Source organism: Enhydrobacter aerosaccus, assembly GCF_900167455.1.
Classification (GTDB): domain Bacteria; phylum Pseudomonadota; class Alphaproteobacteria; order Reyranellales; family Reyranellaceae; genus Reyranella; species Reyranella aerosaccus.
Map to the genome: position 1 here is coordinate 1 of NZ_FUWJ01000018.1, position 23666 is coordinate 23666.

General features: G+C 66.5%; 25 protein-coding genes. 9 read left to right on the plus strand and 16 right to left on the minus strand.

Annotated features, from left to right (window positions below):
- Together B5D62_RS31080 and B5D62_RS31085 are read left to right on the plus strand one after the other, a co-directional pair.
- Positions 1-337: transposase (locus B5D62_RS31080; protein ID WP_139374174.1), on the plus strand; the 337-nt coding region annotated here is incomplete at its 5' end.
- 78 nt (positions 338-415) lie between these two features.
- Positions 416-751 (plus strand): DUF1491 family protein, encoded by a 336-nt coding sequence (locus B5D62_RS31085; protein WP_085937986.1) that lies wholly within the window; start codon positions 416-418, stop codon positions 749-751.
- Positions 752-828: 77 nt separating this feature from the next.
- Here B5D62_RS31085 and B5D62_RS31090 read toward each other — a convergent pair whose 3' ends face one another.
- The 16 genes from B5D62_RS31090 to B5D62_RS31165 all read right to left on the minus strand — a co-directional run bounded on the left by B5D62_RS31090 (position 829) and on the right by B5D62_RS31165 (position 16098).
- The gene (locus tag B5D62_RS31090; protein ID WP_170921242.1) at positions 829-1722 is read right to left on the minus strand and encodes a M23 family metallopeptidase; all 894 of its coding nucleotides are present in this window, start codon (positions 1720-1722) and stop codon (positions 829-831) included.
- Between the two features lie 75 nt (positions 1723-1797).
- Positions 1798-2445, minus strand: a complete 648-nt coding sequence (locus B5D62_RS31095; RefSeq protein WP_085937988.1) for a protein-L-isoaspartate(D-aspartate) O-methyltransferase — start codon at positions 2443-2445, stop codon at positions 1798-1800.
- A gap of 15 nt (positions 2446-2460) precedes the next feature.
- On the minus strand, positions 2461-3234 hold the full coding sequence (surE, locus tag B5D62_RS31100; protein ID WP_231715009.1) for a 5'/3'-nucleotidase SurE: 774 nt from the start codon (positions 3232-3234) through the stop codon (positions 2461-2463).
- Positions 3235-3239: 5 nt separating this feature from the next.
- Positions 3240-4523, minus strand: coding sequence for a serine--tRNA ligase (gene serS, locus B5D62_RS31105; RefSeq protein ID WP_085937990.1), 1284 nt, complete (start codon positions 4521-4523; stop codon positions 3240-3242).
- 3 nt (positions 4524-4526) lie between these two features.
- Positions 4527-5306, minus strand: a complete 780-nt coding sequence (gene tatC, locus B5D62_RS31110; RefSeq protein WP_231715007.1) for a twin-arginine translocase subunit TatC — start codon at positions 5304-5306, stop codon at positions 4527-4529.
- A gap of 68 nt (positions 5307-5374) precedes the next feature.
- A complete protein-coding gene (gene tatB, locus B5D62_RS31115; RefSeq protein ID WP_085937992.1) occupies positions 5375-5935 on the minus strand; it encodes a Sec-independent protein translocase protein TatB in 561 nt (186 codons plus the stop codon).
- 29 nt (positions 5936-5964) lie between these two features.
- A complete protein-coding gene (locus B5D62_RS31120; protein WP_085937993.1) occupies positions 5965-6219 on the minus strand; it encodes a twin-arginine translocase TatA/TatE family subunit in 255 nt (84 codons plus the stop codon).
- Between the two features lie 120 nt (positions 6220-6339).
- Positions 6340-7485, minus strand: a complete 1146-nt coding sequence (gene scpB, locus B5D62_RS33870) for an SMC-Scp complex subunit ScpB (RefSeq protein WP_218191397.1) — start codon at positions 7483-7485, stop codon at positions 6340-6342.
- A gap of 4 nt (positions 7486-7489) precedes the next feature.
- Positions 7490-8296 carry a segregation and condensation protein A gene (locus tag B5D62_RS31130; protein WP_085937994.1) on the minus strand — a complete coding sequence of 269 codons (807 nt, stop codon included), beginning with the start codon at positions 8294-8296 and terminating at the stop codon, positions 7490-7492.
- 55 nt (positions 8297-8351) lie between these two features.
- Complete coding sequence (gene nagZ, locus B5D62_RS31135) at positions 8352-9380, minus strand: beta-N-acetylhexosaminidase (protein WP_085937995.1); 1029 nt, start codon at positions 9378-9380, stop codon at positions 8352-8354.
- Positions 9381-9422: 42 nt separating this feature from the next.
- Positions 9423-10376 (minus strand): SPOR domain-containing protein, encoded by a 954-nt coding sequence (locus B5D62_RS31140; RefSeq protein ID WP_085937996.1) that lies wholly within the window; start codon positions 10374-10376, stop codon positions 9423-9425.
- A 5-nt stretch (positions 10377-10381) separates the two neighbouring features.
- Positions 10382-12124: an arginine--tRNA ligase gene (gene argS / locus B5D62_RS31145; RefSeq protein WP_085937997.1), complete on the minus strand. Its 1743-nt coding sequence runs from the start codon at positions 12122-12124 to the stop codon at positions 10382-10384.
- A gap of 447 nt (positions 12125-12571) precedes the next feature.
- Positions 12572-13759, minus strand: a complete 1188-nt coding sequence (locus B5D62_RS31150) for a deoxyguanosinetriphosphate triphosphohydrolase (RefSeq protein WP_085937998.1) — start codon at positions 13757-13759, stop codon at positions 12572-12574.
- A gap of 22 nt (positions 13760-13781) precedes the next feature.
- Complete coding sequence (locus tag B5D62_RS31155; protein ID WP_085937999.1) at positions 13782-14423, minus strand: YjbE family putative metal transport protein; 642 nt, start codon at positions 14421-14423, stop codon at positions 13782-13784.
- Positions 14424-14462: 39 nt separating this feature from the next.
- Positions 14463-15281, minus strand: coding sequence for a TerC family protein (locus B5D62_RS31160; RefSeq protein ID WP_218191398.1), 819 nt, complete (start codon positions 15279-15281; stop codon positions 14463-14465).
- A gap of 58 nt (positions 15282-15339) precedes the next feature.
- The gene (locus tag B5D62_RS31165) at positions 15340-16098 is read right to left on the minus strand and encodes a YjbE family putative metal transport protein (protein WP_170921243.1); all 759 of its coding nucleotides are present in this window, start codon (positions 16096-16098) and stop codon (positions 15340-15342) included.
- Between the two features lie 94 nt (positions 16099-16192).
- Between B5D62_RS31165 and gpt the strand changes: the two genes are divergently transcribed.
- From gpt to B5D62_RS31200, 7 genes are all read left to right on the plus strand, one after another.
- The gene (gpt, locus tag B5D62_RS31170) at positions 16193-16693 is read left to right on the plus strand and encodes a xanthine phosphoribosyltransferase (protein ID WP_085938001.1); all 501 of its coding nucleotides are present in this window, start codon (positions 16193-16195) and stop codon (positions 16691-16693) included.
- Positions 16694-16765: 72 nt separating this feature from the next.
- A complete protein-coding gene (locus B5D62_RS31175; RefSeq protein ID WP_085938002.1) occupies positions 16766-17779 on the plus strand; it encodes a zinc-dependent alcohol dehydrogenase family protein in 1014 nt (337 codons plus the stop codon).
- Between the two features lie 17 nt (positions 17780-17796).
- Positions 17797-18768, plus strand: a complete 972-nt coding sequence (locus B5D62_RS31180) for a Bug family tripartite tricarboxylate transporter substrate binding protein (RefSeq protein WP_170921244.1) — start codon at positions 17797-17799, stop codon at positions 18766-18768.
- 10 nt (positions 18769-18778) lie between these two features.
- The gene (locus B5D62_RS31185; RefSeq protein ID WP_085938004.1) at positions 18779-20818 is read left to right on the plus strand and encodes a bifunctional aldolase/short-chain dehydrogenase; all 2040 of its coding nucleotides are present in this window, start codon (positions 18779-18781) and stop codon (positions 20816-20818) included.
- A 117-nt stretch (positions 20819-20935) separates the two neighbouring features.
- Positions 20936-21823, plus strand: coding sequence for a TauD/TfdA dioxygenase family protein (locus B5D62_RS31190; RefSeq protein ID WP_218191399.1), 888 nt, complete (start codon positions 20936-20938; stop codon positions 21821-21823).
- Complete coding sequence (locus B5D62_RS31195; RefSeq protein ID WP_085938006.1) at positions 21820-22845, plus strand: aldo/keto reductase; 1026 nt, start codon at positions 21820-21822, stop codon at positions 22843-22845. Before B5D62_RS31190 ends, B5D62_RS31195 begins: the two co-directional genes overlap by 4 nt.
- Before the next feature lie 23 nt (positions 22846-22868).
- The gene (locus tag B5D62_RS31200) at positions 22869-23666 is read left to right on the plus strand and encodes a transporter substrate-binding domain-containing protein (protein ID WP_085938007.1); all 798 of its coding nucleotides are present in this window, start codon (positions 22869-22871) and stop codon (positions 23664-23666) included.

Sequence of the window (23666 nt, forward strand, 5' to 3'; positions counted from 1 at the left end):
CAATACCACCGCACGATCGCTGATCGCCGACCTGCCCGAGCTCGGCACCTTGGGACGCAAGGCCATCGCCGCTTTGGTCGGCTTGGCCCCGTTCAATCGCGACAGCGGCACTCTACGCGGGCGCCGCACCATCCTCGGCGGCCGCGCAAACGTGCGGACCGCCCTGTATATGGCCACACTGGTCGCCACTCGGCGCAATCCCGTCATCGTCGACTTCTACCGACGCCTGCGCGCCGCCGGAAAACCCGCCAAGCTGGCCTTGACCGCCTGCATGCGAAAGCTCCTCACCATCTTAAACGCTGTCCTCAGGGAGCGACGTCCATGGCAAAGCGCTTGACACAAAAGACAGTCGCTCTCCCCCAACGGGGAGAGGAATTTGAAGGCACGGAAGCACACGGGTCGGTAACATGCGGCCATGGTGATGGGCCTTACGACCGGACTATGGGTGAGCGCGCAGGTGCGGCTATGCGATCGCGCGTTCATTCCCGCCGCCGTCGTGCGGCGAGGCGATCCCGATGCCGGCACGGTGCTGCTCAAGATCAATCGCTTCGAACACGGTGTGACCGTCTACACCCAGGCCAGCATGATGGATGACGGGCCCGCCTGGAGCCGCGGCACCGGGCCCGAGCCCGTCACCGAGGCCGTGGCCGACGCCTATATCGCCCGCCAGGTGCAGTACGATCCCGATGTCTGGGTGCTCGAGATCGAGGACCGCAAGGGCGTGTACAAGATCGACGGCAAGATCGTGTGATCGCGTCACCCTGGACCGCGATCCCCCGCCCGCATCATGAGAAGAGCGGGCCCGAGGCCCGCGCTCCCGGATGATCCTTACTGTCCTGGCAGCACCGTCGCGGGGTCGATCGTCTTGTTGCCGCGACGGACCTCGAAGTGCAGGCGTGGATCGGGCGCATTGCCGGTCGCGCCGACCTTGGCGATGACCTGGCCCTTCTTCACCGTCTCGCCCTTCTTCACCAGCAGGCTGTCGTTGTAGCCATACGCGGTGATGTAGCCGCCGGGATGGCTCACCAGCAGCAGATTGCCCATGCCGCGCACTTCGTTGCCGGCATAGACCACAGTGCCGGAGTCGGCGGCGTGGACCGGAGCATCCTTGTCGGCCTGGATGTCGATGCCGTCGCTCTTCTGGCCGTCGCGATTGCCGTAGGGCACCACGACCTTGCCGTGGACCGGCCATTCGAAGCGCGGCGCGGCGGCCGCCTTCTCCTTCGCGGGCGGACTGAGCGGCGTCGGCTGACCGGGTTCAGGCGTCGGCGCCGCCGATCTCGGTGCCTCCGAGCGGGATGCCTCGGAGCGGGAGGCCTCGGTCTGGCCGGGCGGCGGGGCGAGGGTCTCGCGCTTCACGCCCGACGGCTGATTGGGCGCCACGGCCTGCGTCTCGGCCGTCGCCAGCACCACCTTCGCGCCCGGAATCTCGATCGTCTGTCCGGCCTGCAGCGTGTAGGGAGACTTGAGCTTGTTGCGCTCGATGATGGCCTGCGGGCTGACGCCATAGCGCCGCGCGATGCCGTCGACCGTGTCCTTGTTCTTGACCACGTAGCTTGCCGCCGCATTCGGGGCCGCGCCCGAGCCGGGATATTCGATGGTGCCTTCGCGGGCACCATAGAAGTTGGAACAGGCGCCGAGCGCAGTGGCCAGCACCGCCATTGTACCCAGCGTGTGCAGCCGCCCGGCCCATCGCGAGGGGAAGCGAAGGGCTCTTTTCATGATTCCATTGTACTGCATTGTGATTCCGGCGGGAATCGGGCCGACGCGGATTTCTTGGGCCGGAAAACCGCGCCCTCAGCCCTGCCCCAGCACCGGCAACGGGCCGCTGACCAGCGGCACGAAGCGCACCGGCATCAACGTGTCGCGCTGCAGGCCGCTCTCGCTCTTGACGATGCGCTCCACCACCTGCGTCGTGGGATCGCGTCCCACCGGCACGATCAGGATGCCGCCGACGCCGAGCTGGTCGATCAGCGCCTGCGGCCGCTCCTCGGCGGCGGCGGTGACGATGATGCGATCGAACGGCGCCTGCCCCGGCCAGCCCTTACTGCCGTCGCCGACGTCGCACACCACGTTGTAGATGCCGAGATTGATGAGCAGGCGCTCGGCTTCCTTGGACAAGGGCTTGAAGCGCTCGATCGAATAGACGCGGCGCGCCAGCTTGGCCAGCACGGCGGCCTGGTAGCCGGAGCCGGTGCCGATCTCCAGCACCTTCATGCGCGGCCCCACCCGCAACGCCTCGGTCATGGCCGCCACCACCAGCGGCTGGCTGATGGTCTGGCCGAAGGAAATCGGCAGGGCGGTGTTCTCCCAGGCCCGTTCGGCGAAGGGCGCGGCGACGAAGCGCTCGCGATCCACGGCCCCGATCGCCGCCAGCACGTTCTCGTCCGAGATGCCCGACTGGCGCAGCTCGGCGATCAGGCGTTGCATGGCGGCAACGTTCATCGCAGCCGCCTCCGCTCAGGCCATCTCGAAATGATGGGCGAGCTTGCGGCGCGTCGCCTCGTGCGTGAGGTCGAGATGCAGCGGCGTCACCGAGATCCAGCCGCTGCGCACCGCCGTGATGTCGCTTTCCTCGTCGTGCTCGTGCTCGCCGGGCGCATAGGCGATCCAGTAGTAGGTGCCGCCGCGCGGATCGGTGCGCTCGACGATGTGGCCGCCGAAGGCGCGCACGCCCTGGCGCGTGATCTTCACGCCCTTCACGCCGTTCGCCACGACGTCGGGGAAGTTCACGTTCACCAGCACGTTGCGCGGCAGCTCCATCGACAGCACGCGACGCGCGATGTCGGCGCCGTACTGGGTCGCGGTCTCCCACTTCAGCGGATGCGGATGGGTATAGGCCTGGCTGAAGGCGATCGAGGGAATGCCGAGCAGGCAGCCTTCCATGGCGCCGGCGATGGTGCCGGAATAGGTCACGTCGTCGGCCATGTTGCTGCCGCGGTTGACGCCCGACAGGACGATGTCGGGCTTGCGATCCTTCAACAGATGCTTGACCGCGAACAGCACGCAGTCGGTCGGCGTGCCCTCGAGCGCGAACCGCTTCTCGGTGACCTGCCGCGCCCGCACCGGATGGGTGAGCGACAGCGAATGGCCGGCGCCGCTCTGGTTGAACTCCGGCGCCACGATCCAGACATCGGTCGAGAGCTGGCTGGCGATATCGATCAGGGCGTCGAGACCCGGGGCGTTGATGCCATCGTCGTTGGTGACGAGGATCCGCGCCTTGGCGAGGTTCAGGGGCTTCACTTGCCCGGTCCGGGTATGACGGCGAGCCCGCCCATGTAAGGCCGCAGCGCCTCCGGCACCGTCACCGAGCCGTCCTCGTTCTGGTAGTTCTCGAGGATCGCGACCAGGGTGCGGCCGACCGCGAGGCCCGAGCCGTTCAGCGTATGGACGAAGCGCGTTCCCTTGCCTTCCTTCGGCCGGAAGCGCGCATTCATGCGGCGGGCCTGGAAGTCACCCATGTTCGAGCAGCTCGAAATCTCGCGATAGGTGTTCTGGCCCGGCAGCCAGACCTCGATATCGAAGGTCTTGCGCGAGCCGAAGCCCATGTCGCCGCCGCACAGCACGATGGTGCGGAACGGCAGGCCAAGGCGCTTCAGCACCTCCTCGGCGCGGCCCGTCATGCGCTCGTGCTCGGCCGCCGATTGCTCCGGCGTCGTGATCGACACCATCTCGACCTTGGGGAACTGGTGCTGGCGGATCATGCCGCGCGTGTCCTTGCCGGCGGAGCCCGCCTCGGACCGGAAGCACGGCGTCCAGGCCGTGAAGCGTAGCGGCAGCTGGCTTTCGTCCAGCAGCTGGTCGTTCACCAGGTTGGTGAGCGGCACTTCCGCCGTCGGGATCAGCCAGAAGCCGTTGTCGGTATGGAACATGTCCTCGGCGAACTTCGGCAACTGACCGACGCCGTAGACCGCATTGTCCCGCACCAGGAGCGGCGGATTGACCTCAGTGTAGCCGCCTTCCTCGCTCGTATGCAGGTCGAGCATGAACTGGGCGATTGCCCGCTCCAGGCGCGCCAGATGCTTCTTGAGAACGACGAAGCGCGCCCCCGAAATCCGGCCGGCCGCGGCGAAATCCATCTCGCCGGTGGCTTCGCCGATGGCGACATGATCCTTGGGATCGAAGGCGAAGTTGCGCGGATTGCCGATGCGGCGCAGTTCGACATTGCCGGTTTCGTCGACGCCGTCCGGGACGTCGTCGAACGGCAGGTTCGGCAGCACTTCGAGCCGACGCGTCAGCTCGGCGTCGAGCTCGGCCGCCTCGGCCTCGCCCTTCTTGAGCGACTCTTCGAGAGCGGCCACCTCGGCCATCAGCGCCTCGGTCGGCTCGCCCTTGCCCTTGGCGATGCCGATCTGGCGGCTCAGCGCCTTGCGCTTGGCCTGGGCCGACTCGCTCTCGGAGATGGCGGTACGGCGACGGCGATCGATCTCCAGCAGCTCGGCGGAGAGCGGCGCCAGGTTTCTCTTCTTCAGGCCGGCATCGAAGGCGGCGGGATTGTCGCGGATGAAGCGTATGTCGTGCATGGATCAGCTGCCGGACTCTGTTTCTTCGGCCTTCTTGTCTTCCGCCGCACGCTTCTTCTCGATCCAGCTGCCGATCAGGATGCTGATCTCGTAGAAGGCGAGCAGCGGGATGGCGAGCGCGAACTGGCTGACCACATCGGGCGGCGCCAGCACGGCGGACGCTATGAAACAGATCACGATGGCGTAGCGCCGCTTCGACCTGAGCCCGTCGGCGGTGACGATGCCCACGCGCACCAGCAGGGTGAGCAGCACCGGCATCTCGAAGGCGAAACCGAAGGCGAAGACGAGCTGCAGGATGCGTTCGAGATAATCCGACGAGCGCAGCGTCTTCTCGATGTCGGGCGGCGCGTAGCGTGTCAGCATGAAGTTGATCACGTACGGCAGCACGACATAGTACATGATGGCGCAGCCGGCATAGAACATGAACGGCGTGGCGATCAGGAACGGCAGGAACGCGCGCTTCTCGTGGCGGTACAGGCCCGGCGCCACGAACGCCCAGATCTGGAAAGCGATCAAGGGGAAGCCGACGATCAGCGAGACGAACGCCGACAGCTTCACCGTGACGAAGAAGAACTCGAAGATGTCGAGGACGATGACCTTGTAGCCATCGTGGATCGCCGGCTGGATCAGGAACGAGAAGATCGGCTTGGCGAAATAGAAAGTGACGAAGAAGACGGCGAAGAAGCTGATCAGCGCGTAGATCAGCCGTTTGCGCAGCTCGATCAGGTGATCGAGCAGCGGCATTGCCTTGTCGTCTTCGGGTCCGTCGTGCGCCTGGGTCAAGGGAAGCGGCTCAAAAGTGAGTGGCGGTTATGCCGTCCTTTGCGCCGCAATTCAAAGCGCTAATTGGCCTATTCGGCCGCCGCCTTGGTGGCAGGCTTGGCCTCGACCGGCTTGACCTCGGGGGTCGGGGTCTCCGGAGCCGGGGCATGCGCAACCGGGGCTTCGGGGATCGGCGCTTCGGGGATCGGTGCGGGTTCTGCTGGCGGCGCCACAACGGGCGTCGTGTCAGCCGTGAGCTGCGGCGCCGGCTCGGCCGCAACCTGGGGAGCGGATTCCGGTTCGGCCAGTGGATTGTCGGCTAAAGGATTGGCCAGGGCGCTCTTGGCCTCGGCCATCGTCTTCTCGCCCTCGGCCATGCCTTCCTGGATGGCGCTGCGGATCTGCTTGGTCGGGTCCAGCGATTTCAGATCGACGCCGCCGGTCGCGGCCTCGAGCTGTTTCTTGACCTCGTCGAGCTCGGATTGACGAACCATCTCGTCGACATGGCCCCGGAATTCGGACGCCATGCCGCGCATCTGGGCCATCCACTTGCCCCAAGTCCGCAGAAGGCCAGGCAGCTCCTTCGGGCCGATCACGACGAGCGCCACGACCGCGATGACCAGCAGTTCAGGACTGTCGATGCCGAACATGACTTACCGCCGCAACCGGACGCGCGTTGTCAGACCTTGGCGGCAGTGTCCTGATGGACCTGGCTCGGCTGTGCCGTCGTGGCCTGGGCCGAGATCGGCTTGGCGTTGTCGCCCGGCTGTCCGTTCGAGGCCGGCGTCTCGTCCTGCCCGCCGACGCCCTTCTTGAAGGCCTGGAGGCCCTTGCCGAAGTCGCCCATGAGCTGTGAGACCTTGCCACGACCGCCGAACAGCAGCAGCACAACGGCCAGCACGATGATCCAGTGCCAGATGCTGAAGCTACCCATGTGAAAATGCTCCCAGAAATGTTTGCGATCGCTCGGGGCGATTATCGCACCCGCACGGAAGGCCCGGCAACAAGTCTAATAAGGCGGTATTTTGACCCCGATACCCTCGCGCCGAGCCCTTCACTGCCCTTGTTCTTCCGTCGCCAGGGGCTCGACGGTCTCGTCTTCCGTCGGCTCCAGCGGCAGGTCGGGCTCTTCCGGACGGAATATGGGGGGTTGGGCGCGCGGGTCCAAGAGGCCGGCAGCCTTCATTTCCTCGTGGCCCGGCAGGTCGTCCAGGCTCGGCAGGCCGAAATGCTCGAGGAAAAAGTCGGTCGTGCCCCAGGTCACGGGCTTGCCGGGAGCGCGGCGGCGGCCCATCGGCTTGATCCAGTTCTGCTCGAACAGCAGGTCGAGCGTGCCCTTGCTGAGGCCGACGCCGCGCACCTGCTCGATCTCGGCGCGGGTGACGGGTTGGTGATAGGCGATAATGGCAAGCGTCTCGATCGAGGCCCGCGACAGTTTGCGCGTCACCGGCTTCTCGATCTTGAGCTTGTCGGCCAGATCCGGGGCCGTGCGGAAGGCATAGCCGCCCGCCACCTTCACCAGGTTCACGCCCCGCGACGCGTAGAGTTCGGACAGTTCCGCCAGCAGCTGCGGCACATCGGCCCCGTCGGGAAGACGCTCGGCGAGATCCTTTTCACCAAGGGCCTGGTTGCCAGCAAAGATCAGCGCCTCCAGGAGACGCAGGCTCTGTGCATGATCCACCGGGACGACATCCGTCACCGTCGGCGCCGCTTCGGCCGCCACCAGCGCGACGGTTGCCACTTCGACCGTCTCGCCCTCGACGGCAACGACAGCCACCTCGGCAACGACCTCCTCGGTCTCTTCGCCCTCGGTGACGCCTTCTTCGGCCTCGGTGGCCACTACCTCGACCGTTTCCGACTCGGCGACGACATCTTCGCCGTCCTCGGAAGCGTCTTCTTCTTCCTCGTCGTCGTCTTCGTCTTCTTCTTCGTCGTCTTCGTACTCTTCGGCCTCGTCCTCCTCGACATCCTCATCGTCTTCGGAGTCTTCGGAGTCTTCGGCGTCCTCGGCCTCCTCGGCCTCCTTTTCGCCTTCGGCCGCGACGATTTCGGCCTCGGCATCCGGCTCCAGGCCAGGCTCCGCCGTATCCGCCTTGGCAGCCGTCACTTCGGCCTCCTGGACGGGCGTGGCTTCGTCGGCCTGGCCGGGCTCGACCTTGCCGGCGGTCTCGGGGACGTTCCGGTTTTCCGTTTCTGACATTACGTCACCGCGACTCACTACGTTTGCGCAAAAGAATGGGACCGAACCGCTCGGTCTGGCGAAGCTCGATCTGGCCGTCCTTGGCAAGCTGCAGGCCGGCCACGAAGGTGGAGGCGATGGCGGAGCGACGGCGGCTCGGATCGGTCAATCCCGCCGGCAGGAACGCCTCAAGCGTCTGCCAGTCGATGGCGATGCCCAGCATGCGGCCGAGACGCTCCGCGGCCTCCTCGACGGAGAAGAACTCCATCGGCTTGATCTGATAGGTCTCGGCGTCCTTGGGTTTGACCTGGTTGCCGTAGGCCGACAGCAAGTCGTAGAGCTTGACGTCCCATACCGTCCGCCGGACCACGACGACGCCCTCGGGCAGGCCGCGCGGGAACACATCCCTGCCGAGCTGCGGCCGCGCCATCAGCCGCACGCCCGCCTCCTGGATCGCCTCCAGTCGGCGCAGCTGCCACTGCAGGGCATCGGCCATTTCCTGGCCGGTTGGCTGCTCGTCCGCCGGCGGCTCGGGCAACAGCAGGCGTGATTTCAGATAGGCCAGCCAGGCCGCCATGACCAGGTAATCGGCCGCCAGCTCCAGCCGCATGCGCCGCGCCTGGGCGACGTGGGCCAGATACTGGTCGACCAGCGCGACCATGGAGATGCGGCGCAGATCGACCTTCTGGTCGCGGGCCAGCGCCAGCAGCAGATCGAGCGGGCCCTCGAAGCCTTCGAGGTTGACGATCAGCTCGCCCTCGCCCGGCGCGATGACGTCAGGCCCCGCGGCGGCAAAGCCGTCAGCGGCAGGTGGGGTGGCAGGTTCGGTCATGCAGCTTCGGTTTAATCCAGCCGGCGCAGCGGCCGCCACTGGATTCCAGGAAGCCTTATCCCCATTCCGGAAGAAGCGACGACAGCTTCTTTCGCGCCTCCGCCAGCCCCGACGCCCCCAGAGGCGCCCGATGGCGGCGAAGATAGCTGCGTCCGGCCTCGAAGCGGCGGCGGGTCTCCGGCGTCAGGGCACCGGTTCGCGAGACCACCTGCTCCATCTCGTCCCGGCGGCCATTGCAGTGCAGGGCGATATCGCAGCCGGCGGCCAACGCCCGCGCCGCCCGCTCGGCCAGCGAGCCGCCCAGCGCCTGCATCGACAGGTCGTCCGACAGCAGCAATCCCTCGAAGCCGATATGCTCCCGAACGATTTCACGCACGCCTCGTGCCGATACCGTCAGCGCGGCATCGGGATCGACCGCCGTATAGAGAACGTGCGCCGTCATGGCCCAGGGCAGGTCGGACAGGAGCTTGAAGGGCAGGAAGTCTATGCGCTCGAGCTCGTGTCGCGGGGCCGTCACCGTCGGCAGGGCATGATGCGAATCGACGGTGGCCCGGCCATGGCCGGGGATGTGCTTGATGACCGGCATCACCCCCTCGGCCAGCAGCCCCTCCGCCGCGGCGCGACCAAGCGCCGCCACCGGGTCCGGCAATGCGGCATAGGCGCGATCGCCGATCACGCTGTGGGTTTCGGGGAAGGCGATATCGAGCACGGGCAGGCAGTCGACGTCGCAACCGATCGAGGCGACATCGGCAGCCAGAAGCCGCGAATTGAGCCGGGTCGCTTCGAGGCCGCGCTCGGGATTGCGTTCGTAGAGTTCGCCCAACACCCGCGCCGGCGGCGCCTTGCGCCAATGCGGTGGCTTGAGCCGGGCCACCCGCCCACCTTCCTGATCGATCAGGACCGGCGCGTCGGCACGTCCGACGCTGCTGCGCAGATCCTCGACCAGACGCTGCGCCCGCTCGGGCGTGTCGATATTGCGCGCAAATAGGATGAAGCCCAGCGGGTCGGCATCGCGGAAGAAGGCCCGTTCGTCCGGCGTCAGATCTGGCCCGGAACAGCCCAGAATTACGGCCCGCGGAGTCATCTCACCCTGAAAGGCGGACCGGACGGCCCGCAGTCGAAACGATCATCGCGCCGGCGGGATGATGACGCAGTCGGCCTTGCGGCTGCGCAGCGTGCTGCACACGCTTTGGGCCTGCTTCTCGTCGAGCGGACCGGCCTGCACACGGTACCAGACGCCCTTGTCGCCGAGATCGACGCGAGTCGGCTGCATGCGCAGACTGGCCAGGACATCGCCGTGCGCCGCCTGCAGGCGGGCCCAGGTCGACTTGGCCACGTCCTCGTTCTTCACCGAGGCCACCTGGATGCGCCAGCCCCCGCTCGGCCCGGACATGTTCTCGATCAGGCTGGCGATGCTGGGACCGGTCTCCGTCGGCGTGGTGGTCGGCGCCTGGGTGACGGTCGGCTGGTTGGCGGGTGCCGGAGGGGCCGGGGTCGGGGCGGGAGTCGGACCACTCTGGCCGGCGGCCGACGCGGTGGAGGCGGCGTTCGCCGGCGCGGCGGAGCCGCCGGGCGTGGCCGAGGCGGTCTTGTCGCCTTCCGGCGGCTTGGGCGAATAAGGAACCGGCAGGCCGTTGGCCGGCAGCTTCGGAACCGTGGGGCCCGGCAGCAGCTTCTCGGGCTGGACCGGCACCGCGCCCGGAGCGACGCGGTTGTAGACTTCCTTGTCCTGGTTCGGCGGAATGTAACCGCCGGCATTCTCGGGCTTCACGCGGGCCGGATCGGCCGGCGGCTGGATGACCAGCGGTTCGAGACCCTTGCCACCAGCCCGCACATCCTGATTGTGCGCCCACCACACCACCGAGCCGAAGCTGGCGATCGCGGCAACCGACACCATCAGGGTCAGGATCTGGCCACGCCGCCGGTTGACGCGCGCGAGAAGGGAATCGCGCGGCGGCGGCGGGATCGACTCGGGTTCGTTGGCGACGGGGCGCGGAGCGGGTTCGAGCCGTACCGCGACCGACTCGTTCGGTCGGTAAATTCGTGGTCCGTCGCCGGAGGGGGGCCGGCGGATGTGCATCTCTGTTATCTCATTTCTTCGACGGGTGTGACGCCGAAGACCTTTAGACCTGATCCTATCACAAATCCGACCGCCTGTACCAATGCGAGGCGAGCGCGGCTCACTTCGGGGTCGCCCTCGACCACGAAGCGCAGGGCCGGTTCGTCCCGGCCCCGGTTCCAATGGGCATGGAACGCGGCGGCAAGATCATAGAGGTAGAAGGCGATGCGGTGCGGCTCGTGCGCCGCCGCCGCCGCCTCGACCTGGCGTGGCCACTGGGCGATCAGGCGGATGAGTCCGAGTTCTCCGGTATCGGAGAGGCGATCAAGCGAAACACCGTCCAGCCCGTCGATCGCGATGCCGGCGGCACTCGCCTGCCGCATCACCGAGCGGCTGCGAGCATGGCCATACTGGACGTACCAGACCGGGTTATCGCGTGACTGTTCTGTGGCCTTGACCAGGTCGAAATCGAACGGCGCGTCGTTCTTGCGGGTCAGCATCGTGAACCGCACGACGTCCGGTCCGACCTCGTCGAGCAGGTCGCGCAGCGTCACGAAGGTGCCGGCGCGCTTGGACATGCGAACGAGCTCGCCGTTGCGCATCACGCGCACGAGCTGGCACAGCTTCACGTCGAGCTCGCCCTTACCGGCGGTGATCGCGCTCACCGCCGCCTTCATGCGCTTCACGTAGCCGCCGTGATCGGCACCCCAGATGTCGATCATGTCGGCGAAGCCCCGCCGGAATTTGTCATGGTGGTAGGCGATGTCGTTGGCGAAATAGGTCCAGCCGCCATCCGACTTCTTGAGCGGACGGTCGACCTCGTCCCCGAACTGGGTGGCGCGGAACAGGGTCTGCTCGCGATCCTCCCAATCGTCCGGCTTCTTGCCCTTGGGCGGCTCGAGCCGACCTTGATAGATCAATCCCTGCCGGGTCAGTTCGTCGAACGCACGGTCGACGGCGCCACTCTGCACCAGCGCGCGCTCCGACGAATAGACGTCGATATCGACGCCGAGCGTGGCGAGATCGGCCTTGATCTCGGCCATCAGCGTCTCGATGGCGAAGGCCCGCATCTGCGGCAGCCAGTCGGACTCCGGCCTGTCGATCCAGCGCGCGCCATCGCGCCGCGCGATCGCCGCGCCGACCTCCTTCAGATACTCGCCAGGATACAGCCCTTCGGGAATGTCGCCGATCGACTCGCCCAGCGCCTCCTTGTAGCGAAGGTAGGTCGAACGTCCGAGGACATCGACCTGCGCGCCGGCATCGTTGATGTAATATTCCTTGGTGACATCGTAGCCGGCCTTGAGCAGCAGGTTGGCCAGCGCATCGCCGACCACGGCACCGCGGGCATGCGCGACATGCAGCGGCCCGGTCGGATTGGCCGACACGTATTCGACATTCACCTTGTGCCCGGCACCGACCCGCGAATCGCCATAGGCGAGGCCGGCCTGGAGGCAGTCGCGGAGTCGCTCGCGCCAGAAGGCATCGCGTATCTTGAGATTGATGAAACCGGGCCCGGCGACAGCTGCCTCGACGACATCGGGATTCGCTTTGAGCCGGGCCACCAGCGCCTCGGCGATGTCGCGCGGCTTCTTGCGCGCGGCCTTGGCGAGCACCATGGCGGCATTGGTGGCGATATCGCCGTGGGCCGCATCGCGCGGCGGCTCGGCCGTGATGGCGGAGAAATCGAGCGCCTCGGGCAATTCGCCCGCAGCCTGCATGGCCCGGAGCTGGGTCTCGATCTCGCCGATGAAATGACGATAGGGATTCATGGGGCGCGGGTATTGCCTAATCGAGACGATTTGTCATCCCGGCCCCGGATCCGCCCTCCCGCGGTCGCGGCCGGTTTGCCATTTAATAAATGGCTGAAAAATGGATTTACGCCTTTGGGCGGCACACGGTCACACATTTGCGCAGTCTACCGCAGCCAGGACACGGCAGCCGATTCCGGTCTCCAATGCCAGCCGGACCTATCCGCCGACCAGACGCTCACCTCCCCACCTCTCCTCCCAGCGGGGAGGTCAATCGCACATGCCAAATTCCCCCGTCGTCCCGAGCGAAGCCGAGGGACCTTTTTCGTGACGTCATCGCTAAACCGCGCATAGCCGAGACAAGCCCCTCGGCTACGCCGGCCTTCGGGCGGCTGCGCTCGGGGTGACGATAGAAACTTCATAGGAGACTGCAGCAACGGGGGTTCGCCTGATCGGGCAGCGAACACCTCACTGATAGAGATCGAACAGCCGTTTGTGCTCGTCGAGGGCGTAGCGGTCGGTCATGCCGGCGATGTAGTCGGCGACCAGGCGGGCGCGGGCCGGCCGCTCGGCGGCCTCGGCCCGTTCGCGCCACGGCGGCGGCAGGCAATTGGGTTCGGCGAACAGGAGACCGAACAGGTCCATCACGACACGGCGCGCCTTGGAGTGCGAGCGGTTGAGATGCCAATGCTCGTACATGCGCTTGTAGAGGAACGCCTTGATGACCCTGTCGTTGGCGATCATGCCTTCGGAGAACGAAACGATCGGTCGGCCCAACGCACGGATCTCGGCCACCGACCTGGGTTGCACCTCGGTCAGCCGGCGTCGCGTCTCGGCCAGCACGTCCTCGACCATGGCGTTGATCACCCGCCGCACCGCCTCGTGGATCAGGCGGCTTTGCGTCAGGCCCGGATACTTTTTCTCGACGAAGGTGAACATCTCCCCGACCAGCGGCAGGTCCCGGAGATCGGCGATCTCGAACAGGCCGGCGCGCAGGCCGTCATCGATGTCGTGATTGTTGTAGGCGATGTCGTCCGACAGAGCCGCAACCTGGGCTTCCGGACCGGCATGGCCCTCGAGCTCGAGATCGTGATCGCGGCAATATTCGACGATCGCCGCCGGAAGATCCTCGAGCGTACGGCCGCCCTTGAGCAGCGGACCGTTGTGCTTGACCGCGCCCTCGAGCGTCTCCCAGGTGAGGTTGAGACCATTGAACTCGGCGTAGCGCTCCTCGAGCTTGGTCAGGATGCGCAGCGTCTGGGCGTTGTGGTCGAAGCCGCCGAACGGCTTCATGGCCGCATGCAGCGCTTCCTCGCCAGCATGGCCGAAGGGTGTGTGGCCGAGATCGTGGGCGAGCGCCACCGCCTCCCCCAGATCCTCGTCGAAGCGCAGGGTCCGACAGATGGTACGGGCGATCTGCGCCACCTCGAGCGAATGGGTGAGGCGCGTTCGGTAGTGATCGCCCTCGTGATAGACGAAGACCTGGGTCTTGTGCTTCAGCCGCCGGAAGGCGGTCGAATGGATGATGCGGTCGCGATCGCGCTGGAACGGACTACGGGTTGGCGCCTCCGGCTCCGCATGCAGGCGGCCCCGGCTCGCCCACGGCAAGGTAGCATAGGGCGCGAGCGCCTGATGTCGCCACAACTCCTCGACCAAGCAACCTCCGTTGGGCGTCTGTTTACGCTTTCCCCGTCGCCGCAACAACCTCGTGCGTGCCGGCCCAGATCATGTCGCCCGCGACATAGACGATGATCAGGAAGCCGATCCAGGCGATCCAGTGATAGCGATCGAGGATGCGGGCGATGACGTTGGAGGCCACCGCCATCAACACGATCGACAACGCCAACCCAATCCACAGGACCGCCTTGTGGTCGCGGGCCGCGCCGGCGACCGCGAGCACGTTGTCGAGGGACATCGACAGATCGGCGGCGATGATCTGCAGCATCGCCTGACCCGCCGTCTTGGGCTTCTGCGCCTTCGCCTCGGCGCCGGATGCCTCCGGCCGGCCCTTGGCCCGCAACTCGCGGTACATGCGCCAGGCCACCCACAACAGCAGCAGTCCACCGGCCAGCGTCAGGCCGATGATCTGCAGGAGTTCCGTCGTCAGGGCGGCGAAGACGATGCGCAGGATGGTGGCGCCCGCCACCCCCAGGAAGATGATGCGCGTGCGATTCTGCTTGGGCAGACCCGCCACCGCCATGCCGATGATGATGGCGTTGTCGCCCGACATCACGAGGTCGATGAGCACGACCTGCAGGAGGGCTGGCAGGGCGTCGGCGCCCAGATGAAGTCCCAACGCTTCCATCCATCCCCCTGTCATGCGCCCGCGCCGCGGCGGTCGACTTGTCGGAGCTGCGGCTTAGGCCTTTTCAGCTTGCTTGCCGTTGCGGCGCGCCAAGACGATGCCGATCACGATGACCAGGCCGGTGCCGAGGGCGGCACAGACCATCTCCGCATGGGGAATGGTGGCATCGAGCCAGGCCGCGAGCGAGCCCGGCTTCACCACCTCGACCAGCTTGCCGGCGGCATCCACCTGATCGGTTCGGCCGTCGCCGGCGATCACTTCGCCGGCGATCCAGCCGATCAATCCCGCGCCCACCAGGGCCAGCCAGGGCAGCCGGTCGAGCGCCTTCGAGATCAGCGTCGCGCCCATCATGATGATGGGAATGGAAATCAGCAGGCCGGTCACGATCAGGGTGAAATTGCCCTTGGCCGCGGCGGCGATGGCGATGGCGTTGTCGAGGCTCATCACGGCATCGGCGATGATGATGGTCGAGATGGCGGCCCACAGGCTGGCATGGGCCTTGATGTCCCCCTCGCCCTCTTCTTCCGACACGAGCTTGATGCCGATCCACAGCAGCAGCAGGCCGCCGACCAGCTTGAGGTAGGGGACGCCCAGCAGGAGCCCGATCACGGCGCAGAACGCGATCCGCAGCACGATGGCGCCGAGGCTGCCCAGGAAGATGGCGCGGCGCCGATACTTGTCCGGCAGGTTATGGCAGGCGAGTGCGATGACGACGGCGTTGTCGCCGGACAGGACGATATTCGCCACCATGATCTTGCCGACGGCGGCCCAGAAGGCGGCTGACGAGAGCTGGGCAATGAAACCGTCCGCCAGCACCCAATCGAACATCGCCGCCAATTCAAAGAGACCGAACCCGATATCGTCCGCCTGCATCCCAAACTCCTTTCGGCCGATATGGCGAAAGCGCACTGCAGATGCAAGACTGAACGGTCTAGGACGAGGCGCTGCTGGCTGCCTTTCGGCGGGCCACCCAGAGCCCGATCACGAGGACCAGCCCAGCGCCGAACGCGCCGCAGACCTCCTCTGCATGGGGAATGAGGGCATCCAGCCAGGCGGCGCTCGAGCCCGGCGTGACGACCTCCATCAACTTGCCGCCTGCATCGACCTGATCGACCCGGCCATCACTGGCCATCACGTCGCCGGCGATCCAGCCGATCAGCCCGGCGCCGATCACGGCAACCCACGGAAAGCGATCCAGGATGGTGGAGATGATCGAGGCCCCCAGCATGATCACCGGAACGCTGACCACGAGACCGATGGCGATCATGGTCATGTCACCATGTGCCGCCGCCGCCATGGCGATCGCGTTGTCGAGGCTCATGACGGTATTGGCCAGGCTGATGGTGCCGACCGCGGCGAGCAGCGTGCCGTGCGCCTTGATCTTGCTGCCCTCCTCTTCCTCCTCCGCCAGCAACTTGATGCCGATCCACAGCAGCAGCAGGCCGCCGACCAGCTTCAGGTAGGGAACGGTGAGCAGGTAGTTAACGAGCGCACAGAAGGCGATCAGCATCACGATCGCGCCCAGACTGCCGAGCAGGATGGCGGGACGCCGGTACTTCTCTTCGAGATTGTGGCTCGCCAGGGCGATGACCACCGCGTTGTCGCCGGAGAGGATCACGTTGGCGACGATGATCTTCCAGAGAGATGCCCAGAACAGAGCCGACGTGATGACTGGAATCGAAAAATGCATGCCCCCTCCACACTTCCCCCGCCTTCCATTGGCGGGCAACATATCCCAATAGACTGTCGTGTAAATCTCGATCGTCCGGCTGACGGAAAGGCACATGGCGAGCAGCAGCGGCTACAACAAGATGTTTCCCGTGTCGTGGACGGAACTCCATCGCGACGCGCGCGCTCTCGCTTGGCGGCTCGCCGATCTCGGGCCCTTCAAGGGCCTGGTTGCGATCACGCGTGGCGGCCTGGTGCCCGCGGCGATCGTTGCGCGCGAACTGAATCTTCGGCTGATCGATACGATCTGCTCCTCGACCTACGACCGCATGGAGCGCGGCGCCAAGGTCGAGCTGCTGAAGGGCACGATCGCAGAACAGGACAAGGGCAAGGGCTGGCTGATCGTCGACGATCTGGTCGATACAGGCGTCACGGCCCGCGCGGTGCGGGCTCGCCTGCCGGAAGCGCATTTCGCGACTGTCTATGCCAAGCCGGCGGGCCGCCCCAGCGTCGACAGCTTCATCACCGAGGTGAGCCAGGATACCTGGATCCTGTTCCCGTGGGACCAAGAGGCGGTGATGGCGAAGACGATCGCGGAACTGAAGGCGGGACAGTGAAGGCGATGACGGCCGTCCACCTCGGCAACGTGTCCCGAACGCTCATCGGCTCCTACAGATAGCACGTGTGAAATGAAGACCTATATCATCCCCACCCCCAAAGGCATCGACTCGCTCACCCTGGTCGAGCGGTCGGATCCGACGCCTGGCCCGTATCAGGTCCTGGTGCGTGTGCGCGCTACGTCGCTCAACTATCGCGACCTGCTCACCATCGAGGCGCAGTACGCCCGGGCAGCGCCCAAGCCCGATCTCATTCCGCTTTCGGATGGGGCTGGCGAGGTCGTCGCCGTCGGGCCGGGCGTCACCAAGTTCAAGGTCGGAGACCGGGTCGCAGGGTGTTTCATGCAGCGCTGGATCGGCGGCGCCATCAGCGATCGGGCGATGGCCTCGGCCATGGGCGGCGCCATTGACGGCATGCTGACCGAACTGGCGGTCCTGGAGGAGGACGGTGCCGTTCGTCTGCCGCCGCATCTCAGCTTCGCGGAGGGCGCGACACTGCCGTGCGCTGCCGTCACCGCCTGGAATGCGCTGGTCGAGATCGGCGGCATCAAGGCCGGCGACACGGTCCTGATCCAGGGCTCCGGCGGCGTTTCGATCTTCGCGCTGCAATTCGCCAAGATGTCGGGCGCGCGCGTGATCGCGACCTCTAGTTCGCCCGCCAAGGCCGAGCGCCTGAAGGCCATGGGCGCCGAAGCGGTCATCGATTATCGCGCCACACCCGACTGGGACCGCGAGGCCATGACCCTCACCGGCGGCCGCGGCGCCGACATCATCGTCGAGGTCGGCGGGGCCGGCACCCTGCCGCGCTCCTTCATGGCGGCCCGGCTAGGCGGGACGATCTCCGTGATCGGCCTGCTCTCGGGCATGGCCACGCTCGATCCCATGCCGATCCTGCGGCGTAATCTCCGGGTGCAAGGCCTCTATGTCGGCAGTACTCAGATGTTCGAAGCGATGAATCGCGCCATCGAGGCGGGCGGTCTGAAACCGGTGATCGACAAGGTCTTTCCCTTTGCCGAAGCAAGGGAGGCCTATCGGCACCTCAAGGGCCAGACCCATTTCGGCAAGATCGTCATCGCGCACGATTGAGGAATGGGGAAATGTTGTTGAAGCGTCGTCTTTTCGCATCCGGACTCGCCGCCCTGCCGTTCGCGCGGTCGGCCCTCGCCGAGGGCTGGGCGCCGTCTCAGCCGATCAAGATGGTGGTGGCCTATCCGGCCGGCGGTCCGACCGACGCAATCGCTCGCATCGTCGCCGCCGACATGACCGGCCCGATCGGCCAGCAGGTGGTGGTCGAGAACATCTCGGGCGCCTCGGGAGCGATCGGCACACGCCAGGTCGCGCGCGCCAAGCCGGACGGGCTGACCATCACCTTCGGCAACAACCAGACGCACGGCAACAACATGTTCATGCTGAAGGAGCCGGGCTACGACGCCGTCAAGGACTTCGAGCCGCTGGCGGGCGCCGGCGCCTTCGAGCATGTGTTCGTCGTACGCAACGGACTGCCGGTCCATTCCATGCAGGACCTGATCAAGCTTGCGAAGGAAAAGCCGGGCACGTTGAACTTCGGCTCGACCGGCATCGGTTCAGGCTCGCACCTGTCGACCGAGCTGTTCATGGCCCGGACCGGGATCAAGATGACCCATGTGCCCTATCGCGGCGCACCGCCGCTGGTGCAGGACATCGTCGGCGAGCGCATCGACGTGTCGAACTCGACGCTGCCGAGCGTGCTGGCGCAGATCAAGGCCGGAAGCATGCGTGCCATCGGCATCTGCAGCCCCAAGCGCAATCCGAAGCTGCCCGACGTCGCGACGCTCGAGGAGCAGGGCATCACCGGCGCGAACGCGTCTTCCTGGGCCGCCTTCTTTGCGCCGGCGGGCGTACCGCAGCCCATCCTCGACCGCCTGTCGCAGGAAATCCTGGCCAGTCTGAAACGGCCGGCGGTGGTCGAAAAGATCGACGCGCTGGGCTTCACCATCGAACTGCGCGATCCGACGGCCTTCAAGCCCTACCTCGCCCAGGAAATCGCGACCTGGGTGAAAATCGCAAAGGATGCAGACGTCCAGCCCGAAGGGTAAGACTGAGCGCATGAAAAATCTCTGGTCGGACAGCGACGCGCAGGCCGCGATCGCCCATCACGCTGCCAAGGGCATCGGCGAGGATCTCGCCCTGCGCGTCTACACCACCCGTCTGCTGGGCGGCGAGCCGCGGCTGGTGCTGCATGGCGGTGGCAACACCTCGGTGAAGACCAAGGTCCCAGATATCACCGGCGCGCCGGTCGAGGTGCTGTGCGTCAAGGGCAGCGGCTGGGACATGGGCACCATCGAGGCGCCTGGCCTGCCGGCGGTGCGGCTCGCACCGCTCAAGGAACTGCACGGGCTGCAGGCGCTTTCCGACGAGGACATGGTCAATGTCCAGCGCAGCAACCTGCTCGACAGCAAGGCGCCGAACCCGTCGGTCGAGACGCTGCTGCATGCGTTCCTGCCGCACAAGTTCATCGACCACACGCATTCCAACGCGGTGCTGGCGCTGACCGACCAGCCGGACGGCGAGGAACTGGCCCGCGACGTCTATGGCAAGCGCGCCGCGCTGGTGCCGTATGTCATGCCGGGCTTCGCGCTGGCCAAGAAGACCAGCGAGATCGCCAAGGCGCATCCCGATGTCGAAGGGTTGATCCTGCTGAAGCACGGCATCTTCTCGATGGGCGCCACGGCCGAAGAAGCCTACGGGCGCATGATCGAGCTCGTGACGCTGGCCGAACAGCGGCTGGCCAAGGCAACGCGCAAGATCTTCCCGGGCGCTGCCCTGCCCGCAACACCGGCACGCGCGGCCGACGTCGCTCCGATCCTGCGCGGGCTGCTGTCGATTCCCGCCAGGAGCGGCGGACGCGAGGCGGCGCAGCGCTTCGTGTTCGAGTTCCGCACCTCGCCGGAGATCCTGGCCTATGTGAACGGCAAGGAAGTCGCGCGCTACAGCCAGCAGGGTCCGGTGACGCCCGATCATGCGATCCGCACCAAGCCGACGCCGCTCGTCGTGCCCGCCCCCGAGGCTGGCAAGCTCGACGTCTTCAAGGCGGCCGCCAAGGAAGCCTTCGACAAGTACGCCGCCGACTATCATGCCTACTTCCTTCGCCACAACGGCACTCAGGTCGTGGCGAGGAAGGAACTCGATCCGGTGCCGCGCGTGGTGCTGGTGCCGGGCGTCGGCCTGTTCGGCCTGGGCAATAGCGCGAAGGATGCCAAGATCGCCGCCGACCTGGCCGAAACGACGGTCGCGGTGATCGCCGATGCCGAGCGGCTCGGCACCTTCAACTCGATCCCCTGGCCCGACATCTTCGACATCGAGTACTGGTCGCTGGAACAGGCCAAGCTCGGGGCGGCGGCGGAGAAGCCGCTGGCACGGCGCATCGCCGTCGTCACCGGCGGCGCCTCCGGGATCGGCGCGGCGACGGCCCAGGCGCTGGCGCGCGACGGCGCCGAGGTAGCCGTGCTCGATCGCGACGTCTCGAAGGTGAAGGGCTTCCTCGCCATCGCCTGCGATGTCACCAATGCCGATCAGGTGCGCGCCGCCTTCGACCGGATCGCGGCGACCTATGGCGGCGTCGACGTCGTGGTCTCCAATGCCGGCGCGGCCTGGCAGGGCAAGATCGGCACCGTCGAGGAGAAGGTCCTGCGCGACAGCTTCGAGCTCAATTTCTGGGCCCATCAGGCCGTAGCGCAGAATGCGGTGCGCATCATGCGCGCGCAGGGACTGGGCGGCTGCCTGCTGTTCAACACCTCCAAGCAGGCCGTCAATCCGGGGCCCGATTTCGGGCCGTATGGCTTGCCGAAAGCCGCGACGCTGTTCCTCAGTCGGCAATATGCACTCGACCACGGCGCCGATGGCATCCGCTCCAACGCCGTCAATGCCGACCGCATCCGCTCGGGGCTGCTGACCGACGACATGATCGCCCAGCGCTCCAAGGCGCGCGGCCTGAGCGAGGCGGACTACATGGGCGGCAACCTGCTCGGCCTCGAGGTCACCGCCGACGACGTTGCGCAGGCCTTCCTGACGCTGGCCAAGGCCTACAAGACGACCGGGGCCGTCGTCACCGTCGACGGCGGCAATATCGCGGCCGCACTGCGATAGCAGGCGGCAACAGCTCCCAGGCTGTTCTGGACCACGGGCCTCCGGTCCGCCCATGATCCCGGGCGATGATCCCGGGCAGGCCAGAGGCGACGGCTCGCTCAGCCATGCGGAGGAAACGTGCCCCCAGAGGTACAGCCGCTGACACACCACATCGGCGCGCGGATGACCGGCATCGATGCGCGCCGACCGCTTGCTGCTGACGAAGTCGCCGCCGTCGAAGCGGCGATGGACGCCTATGCCGTTGTCGTGCTGCCGGGCCAGGACATCACCGACGAACAGCAACTCGCCTTCACCCGTGACTTCGGCCCGCTCGAGGAGGGCGCCAACTCGGGCGCGCGCGATTCGGATCTGCGCCTGCCGGTCGTCTTCGCCGACGTTTCGAATCTCGACAAGGATGGCCGCGTCGCCGCGCGCGACAACAAGAAGCGCATGGCCGCGCTCGCCAACCGGCTGTGGCATTCCGATGCCTCGTTCCGGCCGGTGCCGGCGCGTTACTCGATCCTGAGTGGCCGCGTCGTCGTCAGCGATGGCGGCAACACCGAGTTCGCCGACATGCGCGCGGCCTACGATGCGCTCGACGACCGAACCAAGGCCGAGATCGACGATCTGGTCTGCGAGCATTCGCTGATCTATTCGCGCGGCCAGCTTGGCTTCACGGAGTTCCTGCCCGACGAGCGGGTGGCGATGGCGCCGGTACGGCAGCGGCTGGTGCGCCGGCATCCCGTCACGGGCCGCAAGTCGCTGTTTCTCGCCTCCCATATCGGCACGATCGTCGGCTGGCCCAGACCGGAAGCAATGGCCTTCATCCGCGACCTGATCGAGCACGCGACGCAGCCGCAGTTCGTCTATGCGCATCGCTGGACGCAGTTCGATCTCGTGATGTGGGACAACCGCACCACCATGCATCGCGTGCGCCGCTTCGACGACCTTCACGTGGTGCGCGACATGCGCCGCACGACCACGCGCAGCGAAGGACCGACGGTGGAACAGGAGGCCGCAGCATGACTCTTCCCAAGCGACGCGTCGGCAGGACCAAGCTCGAAGTCACGACGCTGGGGCTGGGCGGCGCGCCGATGGGCGGCTTCCGCGCCACCATCTCGAATGCCAAGGCGACGGCGCTGACCAACGCCGCCTACGATGGCGGCGTGCGCTACTTCGATACCTCGCCCTTCTATGGCTACGGCCGCAGCGAACTGCGCATGGGCGCGGCCCTGCGGGAGAAGCCGCGTGACGCCTTTGTCCTTTCCACCAAGATCGGCCGCGTCATGCATGTGATGCGGCCGGGCGAGCCGAAACCCGCCGACTTCCGCGAGCATGGCCTGCCCGGCTTCGCGCCGGTGTTCGACTACACCTACGATGGCGTCATGCGCTCGCTCGAACACTCGCATCTCCGGCTGGGGCTGGCGAAGATCGACATCGCACTGGTGCACGACGTCGATTTCTGGACCATCCAGGATCGCGACATCCTGGACCAGCGCTTCAAGACGGTGATGGATTCCGGCTTCAGGGCGCTGGACGAACTGCGCAAGGCCGGGATCATCTCGGCGATCGGCGTCGGCATCAACGAAGCGGACACGAGCCTGCGCTTCATCCAGGCCGGCGACTTCGACTGCATGCTGCTGGCCGGCCGCTACACCCTGCTCGAGCAGGGCGCGCTCGAGGCGTTCCTGCCCGAATGCGTGACGCGCGGCGTGTCGGTGATCCTGGGCGGCCCTTACAATTCCGGTATTCTGGCCAGTGGCGTGACCGAGACGGCGACCCACGACTACGTGCAGGCCCCCGCCCCGCTGATCGACAAGGCGCGCAAGATCGAGGCGATCTGCGGCCGCCACGGCGTCGAGCTGGGCGCGGCGGCGTTGCAATTCCCGCTGCACCATCCCGCGCTCTGTTCGGTGATCCCCGGCGCGCTCGGCGTCGACGAGGTGAAGCAGAACGTGGCGCGCCTGTCGGCGACAATACCGGCCGAACTCTGGAGCGAGCTCAAGCACGAGCGCTTGCTCGATCCCGCCGCGCCGACGCCGAACTGAACTACGAGGAGCGAGATCCATTCATGAGGCTGGCGACGCTTCTGGCCGCGATCCTGCTGCTGTCGATCGGTCCCGCGGCACGGGCCGCCGATCCCGCCGTGCTGAAGGAGCTCGCCCCGACCGGCAAGCTACGCGTCGGCGTCGCCTATGGGCCCGTCCCCACGCCGGTATTCGTGGTCAAGCAAGCCGACGGCACCGTGCGCGGCGTGACCTACGATCTCGGCGTCGCACTGGCACGGTCGCTCGGCGTGCCGGTCGAAGTGGTCGCCAAACCCAATACCGGCGACCTGACTGAGGCCTGCGCCAATGGCAGCATCGATATCGGCTTCATGCCGGCCGACGAGGAGCGCCGCAAGCGCGTCGATTTCAGCCCGCCCTATTTCACGATCGAAAGCACCTACCTCGTGACGGCTGCGTCGGGCATCCGGACCATGACGGAAGTCGACCGTCCCGATGTGACGGTCGTCGGCATCACTGGCACGGCAACGGTCCGAGCCGCCGGCCGCAGCCTCAAGGCGGCAAAGATCGTCACCGTGCCATCGGTGGACGAGGCGATGGCGATGATGAAGGCGGGAACCGTGCAGGCCTTTGCCCTCACCCACGATTCGCTGCCGCCGTTGCAGAAGACGCTATCCGGATCTCGCATTCTCGAGGGCGCCTATCTGACGGTCGGCGTTGCCATTGGTGTCCAGAAGAACAAGCCGGCGGCACTCGCCTATGTCAGCAACTTCGTCGAACGGGCCAAGCGCGACGGCCTGTTGCGCCGCGCATTCGATGCAGCCGGCCTTCAGGACCTGCCGATCGCACCGCCTGCCCGTTAG